The organism is Aerococcus viridans (genome assembly GCF_002083135.2).
Taxonomy (GTDB): Bacteria; Bacillota; Bacilli; order Lactobacillales; family Aerococcaceae; genus Aerococcus; species Aerococcus viridans_C.
In genome coordinates this window covers 1,833,403-1,846,948 of record NZ_NBTM02000001.1, presented here as the reverse complement: position 1 = coordinate 1,846,948, position 13,546 = coordinate 1,833,403, and the positions used below count along the sequence as shown (strand labels likewise).

10 protein-coding genes are annotated in these 13,546 nt (G+C 38.8%); 8 read left to right on the top strand and 2 right to left on the bottom strand.

The window, feature by feature from the left end; genetic code table 11:
- The first annotated feature begins 24 nt into the window (after window positions 1-24).
- From A6J77_RS08560 to A6J77_RS08550, 3 genes are all read left to right on the top strand, one after another.
- The gene (locus tag A6J77_RS08560) at window positions 25-1,938 is read left to right on the top strand and encodes a fructose-specific PTS transporter subunit EIIC (RefSeq protein WP_083069975.1); all 1,914 of its coding nucleotides are present in this window, start codon (window positions 25-27) and stop codon (window positions 1,936-1,938) included.
- Window positions 1,939-2,227: 289 nt separating this feature from the next.
- Window positions 2,228-3,937 carry an ABC transporter ATP-binding protein gene (locus tag A6J77_RS08555; protein ID WP_083069973.1) on the top strand — a complete coding sequence of 570 codons (1,710 nt, stop codon included), beginning with the start codon at window positions 2,228-2,230 and terminating at the stop codon, window positions 3,935-3,937.
- A gap of 3 nt (window positions 3,938-3,940) precedes the next feature.
- On the top strand, window positions 3,941-5,680 hold the full coding sequence (locus tag A6J77_RS08550) for an ABC transporter ATP-binding protein (RefSeq protein ID WP_083069970.1): 1,740 nt from the start codon (window positions 3,941-3,943) through the stop codon (window positions 5,678-5,680).
- Between the two features lie 71 nt (window positions 5,681-5,751).
- Here the strand turns inward: A6J77_RS08550 and A6J77_RS08545 are convergent, their stop codons facing one another.
- Window positions 5,752-6,513 carry an HPP family protein gene (locus A6J77_RS08545; protein WP_003142673.1) on the bottom strand — a complete coding sequence of 254 codons (762 nt, stop codon included), beginning with the start codon at window positions 6,511-6,513 and terminating at the stop codon, window positions 5,752-5,754.
- Between the two features lie 108 nt (window positions 6,514-6,621).
- Between A6J77_RS08545 and A6J77_RS08540 the strand changes: the two genes are divergently transcribed.
- Both A6J77_RS08540 and A6J77_RS08535 read left to right on the top strand, forming a co-directional pair.
- The gene (locus A6J77_RS08540) at window positions 6,622-7,344 is read left to right on the top strand and encodes an amino acid ABC transporter ATP-binding protein (RefSeq protein ID WP_083069968.1); all 723 of its coding nucleotides are present in this window, start codon (window positions 6,622-6,624) and stop codon (window positions 7,342-7,344) included.
- A 221-nt stretch (window positions 7,345-7,565) separates the two neighbouring features.
- Window positions 7,566-8,162, top strand: a complete 597-nt coding sequence (locus tag A6J77_RS08535) for a nitroreductase family protein (RefSeq protein ID WP_083069966.1) — start codon at window positions 7,566-7,568, stop codon at window positions 8,160-8,162.
- 64 nt (window positions 8,163-8,226) lie between these two features.
- On the opposite strand, the gene A6J77_RS08530 is transcribed toward A6J77_RS08535, so the two are convergent.
- Window positions 8,227-9,054 (bottom strand): AraC family transcriptional regulator, encoded by an 828-nt coding sequence (locus tag A6J77_RS08530; protein WP_083069964.1) that lies wholly within the window; start codon window positions 9,052-9,054, stop codon window positions 8,227-8,229.
- A 136-nt stretch (window positions 9,055-9,190) separates the two neighbouring features.
- On the opposite strand from A6J77_RS08530, the gene A6J77_RS08525 reads away from it, so the two are divergent.
- Genes A6J77_RS08525 through A6J77_RS08515 form a run of 3 tightly spaced genes read left to right on the top strand, consistent with a single transcriptional unit; the run spans window position 9,191 to window position 13,541 of the window.
- Window positions 9,191-11,389 (top strand): alpha-galactosidase, encoded by a 2,199-nt coding sequence (locus tag A6J77_RS08525; protein WP_083069962.1) that lies wholly within the window; start codon window positions 9,191-9,193, stop codon window positions 11,387-11,389.
- Window positions 11,390-11,401: 12 nt separating this feature from the next.
- Window positions 11,402-12,661 (top strand): extracellular solute-binding protein, encoded by a 1,260-nt coding sequence (locus tag A6J77_RS08520; RefSeq protein ID WP_083069961.1) that lies wholly within the window; start codon window positions 11,402-11,404, stop codon window positions 12,659-12,661.
- Window positions 12,662-12,674: 13 nt separating this feature from the next.
- Complete coding sequence (locus A6J77_RS08515; RefSeq protein WP_016897140.1) at window positions 12,675-13,541, top strand: carbohydrate ABC transporter permease; 867 nt, start codon at window positions 12,675-12,677, stop codon at window positions 13,539-13,541.
- The last annotated feature ends 5 nt before the right edge of the window (window positions 13,542-13,546 follow it).

The following is a 13,546-nucleotide window of genomic DNA, read 5'->3' as shown; positions in this document are numbered from 1 at the left end:
ACAGTCGTAAAGAAGGAGATAGATATGAAAATTACGGATATTTTACGTGAAGAGTTAATGATTCTTGATGTGAAGGCAGATAACAAGGCCGCTATTTTAGACGAAATGGCGCAAAAATTAGTAGATACTGGAGCAGTGAGCGACTTTGATAGTTTCCGTTCAGACATCCAAAAACGTGAAGATACTATGAGTACTGGTTTAGGTAATGGTATCGCTATGCCTCACGCGAAAAATGAAGCAGTTACCAAAACCTCAGTTGTATTTGCTAAAAAACAAGGCGGTTTAGACTTCGAATCTTTAGACGGCCAACCAGCTGAATTATTCTTTATGATCGCTGCTGAAGGTGGCTCTGCGGATACGCATTTACAAGTACTTGCTGAACTTTCTAAGTTATTAATGAACGAAGACTTCATTGCTGCCTTAAAAGGTGCCCAAGATACTGCAGCTATTACAGGTATTTTAAACTTAGCACAAGCACAATTAGACGCAGAAAACAAAGAAGAGGAATCTTCTACTGATGTTTCTGCAGCTAACGTTGACGAAAAGCAACCATATATCGTTGCGGTAACCGCTTGTCCAACTGGTATTGCCCACACCTATATGGCTGAAGATGCTTTGAAGAAAAAAGCACAAGAACTAGGCGTACAAATTAAAGTTGAAACACGTGGATCTGAAGGCGTTAAACATGGTTTAACCAAAGAAGACATTGACAAAGCTGACGGAATCATCGTTGCGGTTAGTAAAAATGTCCCAATGGGTCGTTTCAACGGTAAAAAAGTGGTTGAACGTCCAGTTGCTGACGGTATCAACAAAACTGAAGAATTGATTAATTTAGCTTTATCTGGCGACGCACCAGTTTACACGACTAACCGTCAAGATGAAGATGATGCTTCAAATGAAGACGGTGCAGGTTCAGGTCGCTTCAACTTCAAGTCATTATACAAAGACTTAATGAACGGTATCTCAGCAATGCTACCATTCGTTATCGCTGGTGGTATCATTATTGCCATTTCATTCTTAATTGAACGATTTGCCGGTAGCGAATCTGCCTTATTCTTAGGTTTCAACGGTATCGGTTCTGCAGCCTTTGCTTTCTTAATTCCAGTATTAGCTGGTAATATCGCTAAATCTATCGGGGGTCAACCAGCCTTAGTAGCCGGATTCTCTGCTGGTGCTTTAGCAAATACTGCTGGTGCCGGATTCCTAGGTGGTTTAGTTGGTGGTTTCCTTGCTGGTTACGTGACAATTTTAGTCATTGAAATGCTTAAAAGATTACCAAAATCACTTGCAGGTACTAGAACAATCTTATTCTACCCAGTACTTACTTTATTAATTACCGGTGTCATCATGTACTTTGTATTAGGGCCAATTTTCGCTGGTATCAATACAGGTATGTTGAACTTCCTTGAAAGTCTAGGTACTGCTAACTTAGTATTACTAGGTGCCGTACTTGGTGGTATGATGGCCATCGACATGGGTGGACCATTCAATAAAGCAGCTTATGCCTTCTCTATCGGTATCTTTACAGATACTGGTGATGGTAAATTCATGGCGGCAGTTATGGCTGGTGGTATGGTGCCACCATTAGCAATCGCTTTGGCGTCAGTTTTATTCAAAAATAAATTTACTAAGACCGAAAAACAATCAGGTTTAACAAACTTCATTATGGGTCTAACATTCATTACAGAAGGTGCTATCCCATTTGCTGCTGCTGATCCATTACGCGTGATCACTTCTAGTGTACTAGGAGCTGCAGTTGCTGGTGGTTTAACACAATTCTGGGCAACTAATGTACCTGCACCACATGGTGGTATCATCACTATGGTGGCGTTAGGTAACCAACCATTACTACTAATCTTAGCGGTAATTATCGGTTCAATTATCTCAGCCTTAGTTTTAGGTTTCTGGAAAAAACCAGTAGCTGAAGAAGATAGATAATCACTTAAAATAAAAAAATGCACGAAATTGCCGAGAGGTGAGTTTCGTGCATTTTTTTGGTTAATAATATCATGTATTGCAAAATTGGAAAGAGAATCTGCTGTATGAGCAATAAAGTATCAAATATATTTTAAAGCGCCCCTGTTGATTGTCCTGTTTTTGTATTTTTTGAAAAATAAGCTAGTAAAGAATTGTTTAAGAAAGTTGATAGAGGCTTAATACTGCCAACTAATCAAAAATTAGTGGTATGATATTTTAGAATGAGAATAATCGTGCTAGGAGAGAGTGTATGCGGGTTAAAGATATATTACTTAAAAATAAAGGCCAAGCCTTTTTGGCATTTATGGCTAAAGTAGCCGAAGCCATTTTAGAGTTATTAGTGCCTATCGTGATGGCTACATTAATTAACATGGGGATTAATCAAGACAATCCATCAGTAATCATAAGACAAGGGATCTTGTTAGCGGTATTGCCTTTACTAGGTTATTTAACGGCCTTGGTTTGTCAATATTTGGCTTCTAAAGTTGCCCAGGATATTGGGACTGAAGTGCGGTTAGAAATGTTTAAAACATTAAACCGTATGGATAGAAAGCAATTGGATAGTATTACAGCTTCGTCAGTGGTTCTAAGAATCGAAAATGATACACAAAACTTACAATTGGCCATTGCCTTAATGATTCGACTGGGTTCTCGTGTGCCAGTTTTATTAATCGGTTCAATTGTGATGGCGTTTTATGTGAGTCCAACCTTGGCGCCTATATTTATCATCGGTGGATTGGTCATTGGTGCTATCTTGATATACATTAATATTTTTACCAATAAACAAAATGGCCAAATCCAACGTCGTATGGATCAATTATCACGTATTGTGCGTGAAAACTTTTCAGGCATCCGGGACATTCGTGCCTTCGCCAACGAAAAACATGAAGTCGACCGATTCGAAAAACAAAACCTGACTTTAAGAGGCGAGCAATTAACCATGGGCGCCTTCCAAGCGCTAGCTAACCCGTCAAGCCTTTTCTTAGTCAACTTAGCCATTGCCTTTATCTTGTTCTTCGGAGGAAGATTGGTAAATAATGGCCAGTTTATGCAAGGGGATGTCGTTGCCTTAGTTCAATATATGAATAATATTCTCTTGGCTTTAAATGTACTTGTGAATATCTTGCTTGTATTTAGTCGCGGGATTGCTGGGATTAACCGAATTGATGAGGTTTTAGCCATTAAACCAGAAATCTTAAGTGGCCAGGACAAACTTTCTGGGCATGAACCCTTAGCCATTCAATTTGATGATGTAACTTTTGGATACGGAGAGCGTAATACCATTGAAAATATCACAGCTGATATCAAACCTGGTTCCTTCTTTGGGATTATCGGGGGGACGGCATCCGGTAAATCGACCTTAGTTAACCTGTTGTTACGTAATGACGATGTCAACCAGGGCCAAATTATCATTAACGATAGCTTGATTCAAAACTTAGACCTGAATGCCTACCGTCAAAAAATCGGTCTAGTCCCTCAATCAGCCTCTTTATTTACAGGGACCCTTAGAGATAATCTATTGATGGGCAAAAAGGATATCAGTGACCAAGACTTGTGGCAAGCTTTAGAAATTGCACAAGCGAAGGACTTTGTCGCTCAAAATGACCAGGGCTTAGACATGCCCGTTCGACAAGGTGGTAAAAACTTTTCAGGTGGACAAAAGCAAAGGCTAACGATTGCCCGTGCCCTAGTTGGCCAACCGCAAGTTTTAATACTAGATGATTCATCAAGTGCCTTAGACTTCGCCACTGAATCGAAATTACGCCAAGCATTAAGCAAATTAAATACCACGATTATCATGATTTCACAGCGAGTATCTTCAGTACAACAGGCTGATCAAATTTTAGTCATGAATAATGGGCGCAGTGCTGGTGTTGGTAGTCACGATGACTTATTAGCAACCAGTGATATATATCAAGCGATTGTTGCTTCACAGATGCAAGAAGAAAAGGAGGACTAGCAGATGGATAAAACAACATTCTCGTGGCTGATGGATTACATTAAACGTTACCGTTGGACTACAATCGGCTTATTCCTATTTTCAACAATTACTGTTCTTTTTCAAGTTTTAATACCCATTCAAATCGGACAGGCAGTGAATGAAATCGTTGGCCTGGACCAAGTGGATTTTAAAGTTCTGTGGCAAGCCATTATCTGGCTGGGTGTGTTCGCCTTAATTGCAGCCCTAGCTCAGTATTTACAAAACCAGATGTCTAACCGATTAACCTACCATATTATTGCGGACTTACATAGAGACGCTTTTAATAAGATACAAAAACTGCCTTTATCATACGTGGATAACCATTCTTTAGGGGATCTCGTTTCTCGCGTCATTAATGATGTCGATTTAGTCGGTAATGGTTTATTACAGAGTTTTAATAACTTATTCTCTGGAGTGATTTTAATTATCGGGGTTATCGTGATGATGTTATCCCTAGATGTTAAAATCGGGCTAATTGTCATTATTTTGACCCCAATTTCTGTGGTTGTTTCTTATATTATTGCCAGTAGAACCTACCACCGCTTTACTGAACAGGTCAATTTACGTGGGGAACTCGGTGGATACGTGGATGAAATGGCCCAAGGGCAAATGATTGTCCGTGCCTTTACCTTTGAAGACGACGCCATTGAACAATTTACCAGTATTAACCAAAAAGTGCATGAGTCAGGTCTGTGGTCACAATTTTATGGGGCCTTAATTAACCCTACGTCTCGTGTTTTAAACTCCATTGTGTATGCTGTTGTGGGTGTAGTTGGTGCTTTTACTGTATTATCTGGCCAATTGAGTGTGGGGATTTTCTCTTCATTCTTAACTTACGCCAACCAATACAACAAGCCATTTAATGATATTTCTTCTATTATTAATGAAATGCAAACATCTTTAGCTGCGGCTGCTCGCGTCCATGAACTGATGGGAGCTAAGGAAGAGACACCTTCACGCGATCAAGCAGAAATTGCATCGGTTGAAGGTGCAGTTGATTTTAAAGACTTAACCTTCCATTATGATAGCCAACGACCTTTAATTGAAGACTTAAACGTCCATATAAAGGCTGGGGATACAGTAGCCATTGTAGGTCCTACTGGGGCTGGGAAAACGACCCTTATCAACCTTCTGATGCGGTTTTATGACCCAGTAGCCGGCGGGATTCATATTGACGGTGTCAACACCTTAGATATGCAACGTAGCTATCTACGACAAAACTTTGGGATGGTTTTACAGGATTCTTGGATTTTTGAAGGAACCATTTTCGATAATATTGCATACGGTAAGTCGGGCGCAACCATGGAAGACGTGGTTGCTGTGGCTAAAAAAGCCCAAATCCATGACATGATCATGCAGATGGACCAAGATTATCAGTTTAAATTAAGTGAAAGCGGGGCTAATATATCTAAAGGACAACAACAATTAATTTGTATAGCGCGAATTATGCTGACAGACCCAGATATGTTGATATTGGATGAGGCGACATCTTCAATTGATACGATGACGGAGAAGGCGATTCAAGAAACCTTTGATGCAATGATGGTCAACCATACAACCTTTATCGTAGCCCACCGATTGTCAACGATTGAAAATGCCGACCAAATCTTATATATGGAAAACGGCCATGTCTTAGAACAAGGCAGCCATCAAAGTTTATTAGAAAAAGAGGGTAAGTACTTCAATCTATACCAATCGCAATTTGATCATCAAGCTGAATAAGTCCTTGTTGAAGAAGGCACACATCAAAAAGCTAGCGGCAATTTTCGCTAGCTTTTTTGTCTACCCTCATCTTATAAATAATTTAGAATCGTCGTAATATCCCGTTGAGTGACAATTCCAATAATATCTTTAGGTTTTCGGACATCGTCTTCTTCCGAAATCAATAAGACTTCATTTCGGTTGTTGCGCATCAAGTCGACCATTAAATCATCTAATTCAAAAATTGGGGTATCGGGTGAGATGATTTGTTTACTGGTAATTTTCTTATGATGGCTATGATTGATGATTTGCCTTACTTGATATTTGGAGAAGTCCATATAGAACCAAGCATTTTTGGTAATTTCATCCGCAATAAATTTGGTGATGAGTTCTGCAGAAATAACGGATACCAAGCGTTCCTTATTGAAGACGGGTAATTGGGATACTTGATGGTGGTGTAAATCAGTCAAGGCTTTTTCTAGACTATCATCCATATTAATGGCAAAAACTGGTTTGATAAATTTTCTAGTTGACGGTATTTCTGTCAGTAATTTGTTGATTTCAAAGAGTTGTTGATTGGTTTCTTCAGAAGGATAAGCCAGGTTTACTTCAACCTCTGTCTTGTGGTGGGTCAACAAGTTGCGTAACTGGCGAATCTGGTCTAAAAATTGATGGTTACGTTTGATTACTTGGTTTGTTTTGGCCAATTCTTCTACACATTGGAAGAAAGTAGCATCATCATCCGCTAATAATCTCTTCATGGTTTGGTGTAAGGCGTTAAAGTGGCTAATAAAGGCGACTGTTACTGAATAGGGTTTATCCCTAGTAAATTCTTCAGAATAATGACTGGTCATCTTGGCAACCTCCTTCTATCTACTACTTTAATTATAACAAAAAGATGATGGAATAATGAATTGCAATAGTCTTAAGCAAATAAATTACAACCTTAGGTGTGCTAGCTGATTCTGACGTCCAAGCGATTGAAGACTTGGAAGGGAAAAAAATTTAATGATAACACTGTATTGAAGGGGATTGACTTTCAAGTGAACGAAGAGGAAGTTGTCGCGATTATTGGGCCGTCAGGTTCAGGAAAATCGACCTTTTTGCGGAGTTTAAGCTTACTGGAATCACCAGAATCAGGAACCATTGAAATTAACGGGGTTAAAGTCATAGCACCGGATATCAAGAAGCAAGATGCCTTTGCCTTAAGACAGCAAACTGCCATGGTATTCCAACACTATAATTTGTTCAGAAATAAGACAGCTTTAGAGAACGTTACTTTATCGTTAATTTCAAATAATGTCATGAAAAAAGACGAAGCTGCTGAGTTTGGTGAAAAATTATTGAAACAAGTGGGCTTGTCGAAACAAAAAAATCAGTACCCAGTGACTTTATCAGGTGGGCAACAACAACGGGTAAGTATTGCCCGGGCACTTGCCGTACAACCTAAATCAATTCTACTAGATGAGCCAACGTCTGCCTTAGACCCAGAATTAGTGAATGAGGTACTTGAAACCATCGAACACTTGGCAAAAGGACACACAATACTAGTCATCGTGACGCACGAAATGGATTTTGCCCGCAAAGTTGCGGACTGGGTTGTCTTTATGAACGATGGGGTGGTCGTTGAATCAGGACGGCCGGATGAAATCTTCACTAATCCAAAAGAAGAGAGAACCAAGTAATTCCTAAAAGAATATATTGGGGCCAATGAGTATGTTATCTAAATTGTTTTGATATGGTACCAAAAGCGTACCGAATATAGTCCTTTGATAACTTAAAAGTAGAAGATTGCACATTGATGAACTTGATAATTGACTTTTAAAAAGTAAGCATGTAGACTATAAATAGTTCTAATTGGAACTTGTTTTTTAAAAAATTTGAAATTAAGAGGAGTATTTAATTTATGTCAGCTTTTAAAGATTTATTAACTAAACGTCGTTCTCACTACGCTATCGGTGCTAACACTGATGTGACTGCTTCAGATGTAGCTGCTGCTTTAAACGAAGTGATTCCAACTGTACCAAGTGCATTTAACTCACAAGGTGTACGTGTTGTTGTCGTTTCTGGTGAAAAAAACCAACAACTTTGGGACTTGATTAAAGGTGTACAAACAGAAGTATTAGACGCAGGTACATTAAACTACATGACACCAATCATGGATGGTGCGCGTGAAGCAGTTGGTACAATCTTATTCTTCGAAGACCGTGACGCTGTTGAAGCAGGTATCCCTGGTAACCCAGAACGTCGTTCAGTTTACAAAAATCACGAATCAGCAAATGCGCAATTAACAGCTTGGTTAGCATTAACTGAATTAGGTTTAGGTGCAAACTTACAACATTTCAACATTGGCTACGAGCAAGGATTTGACGCAGCAATTCGTGAATTGTTAGATTTACCTGAAGCTTGGGAATTAGTTGCTGAAATGCCATTCGGTTCTATTGAAGCACCAGCTGCAGAAAAAGAAGTTATTGCTGCTGAAGAACAAGTTATCTTAAAATAATCACGTCATATTAGACGTTAACAAAAAGGATCATTTACCTCATGGTAAGTGATCCTTTTTGTGTTCATTCATTGATTTTACGGAATTGAAGGGGACTAACCTGATAAGTTTTCTTAAATGCCTTACTAAATGCTAAAGGATCAGTAAAACCCACGGAACTAGCAATTTGAGAAATGGTCAAGGAGGAATTGATTAACAAATCACAACTTTTCTTCATTTTGACCATTAATATATAATCTTTTATTGACTGTCCTGTTTCTTCCTTAAATATCTTATAAAGATAACTGCGGTTCAAATTTAATTTTTCAGCTATTGTGGTAACTTGTAGGGGGGTATCATATTGACTATGAATAATCTTCAAAGCTTGCTTCATATACTTCTTGTGGTTGTTATGACTTTCCTGCGCTTCCTGGTTTGGAAATTCTTCAATTAAGAAAGCTAACAATTTATATAATTCACCTATAATTTCTAATTCATTACTTTCAGTAAATTTTTTATCCGCATAGGCAATTAAACGATACATTTGATTCAAAATTTTTGAATCCTTTTGACTTGTGGCAAAACATTTTGCCATAAGACTAGATTGCAATAAAATGCTTTCCGCTCTCGATCCGGAAAAACCAACCCATATGTAAGACCACGGCTGATCACCATCTGCTTGATAGTAAGTGACGGCATCTTTAGGTAGGATAAAAATATCTCCAGCACCTAATGACGTCACCTTATTATATATAGTGAATTGCCCACTACCTTCAATAATATAATGTAGTACAAAGTTATTACGAACGCTTGGACCGAAAGCATAATTCGGGGGACAGGATTCAAACCCATAATGATCAATGTTTAAATCAAAATTATTATTATCAAATTCATTGTATGTATTTAAAGTCATCTTTTATGCCTCCCTAATTAGGCAACATTATACCATGTTTAGGAAACAAAATGCCATTTGTAAAGCGCTTACTTATTGGTAAACTTTTAGTAAATAAATTAGTAAATCAATACTAATGAATCAAAAGGAGAAAATTATGGCTCATTTCATCACATTTGATACGGAAACACAGGTTTTTCACCTGAGAAATGCAAGTATTTCATATCTGTTAAGCGTTGAAGAAGGTGGCTTATTAAGTCATCTGTATTTCGGATCACGTATTGAAAACTATCATGGACAAAGAAAATACCCACGTATTGACCGTGGTTTTTCAGGTAATTTACCAGATAGTGTAGATAGAGGCTATTCACCTGATACTTTGCTGAGAGAATATAGTGGCACTGGTGAAGGTGACTACCGTATTCCAGCGATATTAGTGAAACAAGAGAATGGGAGTCAAGCCACTCGATTCATATATAGTCGCTACGAAATCATTTCAGGCAAGCCCGAACTAGAGGGACTTCCGTCATCTTACGTAGGCCATGATGATGAGGCTGAAACGTTAGTCATTTGGTTAGTGGATCCCCATGCTGGTCTCGAATTAGCTTTATCCTATACCATATATGCTGAACGTTCTGTCATTACGCGGTCAGTAAAATTACAAAATATTTCCAATCAAACTATTATGATTGATAAAATCGCATCTATGGCACTCGATTTACCTGCGCAAGATTTTGATTTGATTTCCTTACCTGGAGCTCATGTCAATGAACGTCATATTAGCCGACAATCATTGACATATGGCCAAACACGTTTAGCAAGTCGTCGCGGCACCTCAAGTCATCAAATGAATAATACGATGATTTTGGCGCAAAGACATACAGACGAGTTTCATGGTGAAGCCTATGGTTTTGCGCTTGTATATTCAGGAAATCATGCGTTAGAAATTGAACGCGATCAAATTCAACAAACCCGTGTGGTGATTGGTATTAATGAAGAACTTTTTTCTTGGCAACTTGCATCCGGCGAAAGCTTCCAAACACCTGAAGTCATCATGGTGTATGCCAATAACGGGTTAAATCAAATGAGTCAAACATTCCACGGATTGATTCGTGACCGCGTGGCTCGAGGAAATCATCAACACGCACTTCGCCCAATCTTGGTGAATAATTGGGAAGCAACTTATTTTGATTTTAACGAGGAAAAATTGCGTCCAATCGTAGATGAAGCCAAGCAATTAGGTATTGAAATGTTCGTATTAGATGATGGTTGGTTTGGACACCGAGATAATGATGATAGTTCACTTGGAGATTGGTTCGTAGATAAACGGAAATTCCCTAAAGGATTACGTCAATTTGCCGATTATGTCCACGGTCAAGATTTAAAATTTGGCTTATGGTTTGAACCAGAAATGATTTCTGAAGATTCTGAATTGTTACGTAAACATCCTGACTATCGTTTAGCAGTCCCAGGACGCACACCATACCCGAGTCGTCAACAATTTGTATTAGATATTGGCCGTAAAGAGGTTAGAGATAATGTCATCGCCCAAATTGAAGCCATTTTAGATGAAGGCTACATTGACTATATTAAATGGGATATGAACCGACATATTTCAGATATTTATTCGGCCAATTTACCTGCACATCAACAGGGCGAAGTCTTACATCGATATACTTTAGGTTTGTATGAAATGCTAGAACATTTAACAACAAAATATCCTGATATTTTATGGGAAGGCTGTTCAGGTGGTGGTGGTCGTTTTGATGTTGGTTTCGCATATTATATGCCCCAATCATGGACGAGTGATAATACAGATGCCCTTGCACGGTTAAATATCCAATACGGAACATCCTTATTTTATCCAACTTCCTTGATGACATCACATGTATCCGCAGTACCCAATCATCAAACAGGGCGAATTACACCGTTTGATACCCGCGGTGACGTAGCAATGAGTGGCGTATTGGGCTATGAGTTGGATTTAACGCAACTAAGTTCGGCAGAAAAAGACTTAGTCAAATCACAAGTCGCCGTTTATAAAGAGATCCGACCACTCGTACAATACGGTGATTTCACTCGTTTAGAAAGTCCTTTTGAAGGTAACGCAACGGCATGGATGTTTACCAATGAAGACAAATCTGAAATATTAGTTTTTACTTTTGGGGTATTGAATACAGCCCAAGCATCGATTCATCAAGTGAAATTACATGGACTTCAATCAGATAAAATCTATGAAAATGTGGCTAGTAAAGAAGTTTTTACGGGTAGCGAATTGGAGTGGATGGGATGGTATGAAGCGCCAATGACAGAAGATTTTGTTTCGCACCGTTATCATTTTAAAGCAATGAATTAGGAGGAAAGTGGCATGGAAAGGTTTAAAAAGCTCCGTTATTTGGGTATTGCCTCTGCCAGTGTGCTTGCGTTAGCTGCATGCGGTAATACTGAAGAAACAAGTACGAATGGCAAAACGGTCATTGAATTTTTTAATCAAAAGAAGGAGATGGAGGGTACTCTAGAAGAAATTATTCAAGATTTTGAAAAATCACATCCGGATATAGATGTGCAAATGACGAGTGTACCGGATGCTGGTACTGTCTTAAAAACAAGAATGCTATCAGGTGACGTTCCTGATGTTATCAACTTATATCCACAAAATATTGACTTCCAAGAATGGGCAAATGCTGGTTTCTTCTATGATATGACTGGTCAAGATTATCTAGATAATTTAAAAAATCAATACGCTGATAAATATGCCATTAACGGCAAGGTATACAATGTGCCCTTAACAGCGAATGTATCAGGCATATATTACAATAAGACAAAATTTGAAGCCTTAGGGTTAAAAGCACCTGAAACATGGGATGAATTTGTCCAACTTGTGGATGACATCAAGGCAGCCGGTGAAACACCATTTGCTATCGCAGGGACAGAAGGTTGGACCTTGAATGGTTACCATCAATTATCTTTAATTACGACAACTGGCGGCGCAGATGCTGCAAATGAATACTTGCGATATTCACAACCAAACAGTATCTCAGCTGATGATGATATCTTAAAAGTTGATGCTGCAAAACTAGATTTACTAGCTGATGAAGGCAATCAACAAGCGAATTGGAAAGGTGCCTCTTATAACGATGCCATTGTTGCATTTACATCTGAAGATGCTTTAATGACGACCAATGGATCATGGGCACTAGCAGCGATGCGACAACAAGAGCCTACTTTTGAAATTTCTACCTTTGCGTTCCCAGGTGAAGAGCCCGGACAAAGTGCTACTGTGGGAGCTGGTGATTTTGCCTTGTCTATCGCTGCAGAGACGGAAAATTTAGAAGCAGCAGAAACTTTTGTTGCCTACATGACAACGCCAGAGCCTATGCAGAAATACTATGACGTGGATGGTTCGCCAGTTGCCGTAATTGGGGTGGAAGAAGATAGTGATTCACCACTAAAAGCCTTAAATGAACTAGCCTTCACTGACAAACATTATGTATGGATGGCGCAACATTGGACGAGTGAAGATGACTTCTTCACCGCAACAGCCAACTACTTAATGACGCAAGATATAGAAGCTTTAGCGGATGAACTGAATGCCTTCTTCAATCCAATGAAAGCAGACCTAGACTAGGGGGAAAGATCACATGAGAAAAACAATTAATAAATATTGGGGTTGGGCCTTTTTAATTGTCCCACTACTACTTCAAGCTATTTTCTTCTATTTCCCCATGTTTCAGGGGGCCTTTTACAGTTTTACCAACTGGACTGGGTTAACATATAACTTTGATTTTGTTGGCCTAAACAACTACATTATCTTGATGTCTGATAGTAAATTTATGAAAGCTATTGGTTTCACCTTGATTTTAACTGTGTCTTTAATCGTCGGTGAAATTGTGATTGGCATTTTAATTGCCCGGTTATTAAATTCAAAAATCAAGGGACGCACCTTTTTTAGAGCCTGGTATTTCTTTCCAGCAGTGCTCTCCGGATTGACCGTATCGTTAATTTTTAAACAGGTATTTAACTATGGTTTACCGGCTATTGGTCAAGCATTGAATATTGGCTGGTTACAAGAGTCTCTACTAGGTTCAACTAGTGGCGCCGTATTTGCAGCTATCTTTGTCCTTTTATGGCAAGGTGTGGCTATGCCAATTATCATTTTCTTAGCTGGTTTACAAAGTATTCCCGAAGAAATAATTGAAGCGTCTGCCATTGACGGTGCTAACAGCCAACAAACATTCTTCAGTATCGAATTACCGTACTTGTTACCAAGTATCTCTATGGTATTCATCATGGCATTAAAAGGTGGCTTAACAGCCTTTGATCAAATTTTTGCCTTAACCGGTGGTGGTCCAAGTAATTCAACAACTTCAATCGGTCTGTTAGTTTACAACTATGCCTTTAAGAGTAATCAATATGGTTATGCCAACGCAATTGCCATCGTCTTATTCTTAATTATCGCTGTTGTCTCTATTATTCAAATTCGTTTGTCACGTCGCTTTGAAATCTAGGAGGA

Excerpts from the sequence above, each read along its gene's own strand:
- A6J77_RS08560 (WP_083069975.1), top strand. The coding sequence starts at position 25 with ATGAAAATTACGGATATTTTACGTGAAGAGTTAATGATTCTTGATGTG.
- A6J77_RS08555 (WP_083069973.1), top strand. The coding sequence starts at position 2,228 with ATGCGGGTTAAAGATATATTACTTAAAAATAAAGGCCAAGCCTTTTTG.
- A6J77_RS08550 (WP_083069970.1), top strand. The coding sequence starts at position 3,941 with ATGGATAAAACAACATTCTCGTGGCTGATGGATTACATTAAACGTTAC.
- A6J77_RS08545 (WP_003142673.1), bottom strand. The coding sequence starts at position 6,513 with ATGACCAGTCATTATTCTGAAGAATTTACTAGGGATAAACCCTATTCA.
- A6J77_RS08535 (WP_083069966.1), top strand. The coding sequence starts at position 7,566 with ATGTCAGCTTTTAAAGATTTATTAACTAAACGTCGTTCTCACTACGCT.
- A6J77_RS08530 (WP_083069964.1), bottom strand. The coding sequence starts at position 9,054 with ATGACTTTAAATACATACAATGAATTTGATAATAATAATTTTGATTTA.
- A6J77_RS08525 (WP_083069962.1), top strand. The coding sequence starts at position 9,191 with ATGGCTCATTTCATCACATTTGATACGGAAACACAGGTTTTTCACCTG.
- A6J77_RS08520 (WP_083069961.1), top strand. The coding sequence starts at position 11,402 with ATGGAAAGGTTTAAAAAGCTCCGTTATTTGGGTATTGCCTCTGCCAGT.
- A6J77_RS08515 (WP_016897140.1), top strand. The coding sequence starts at position 12,675 with ATGAGAAAAACAATTAATAAATATTGGGGTTGGGCCTTTTTAATTGTC.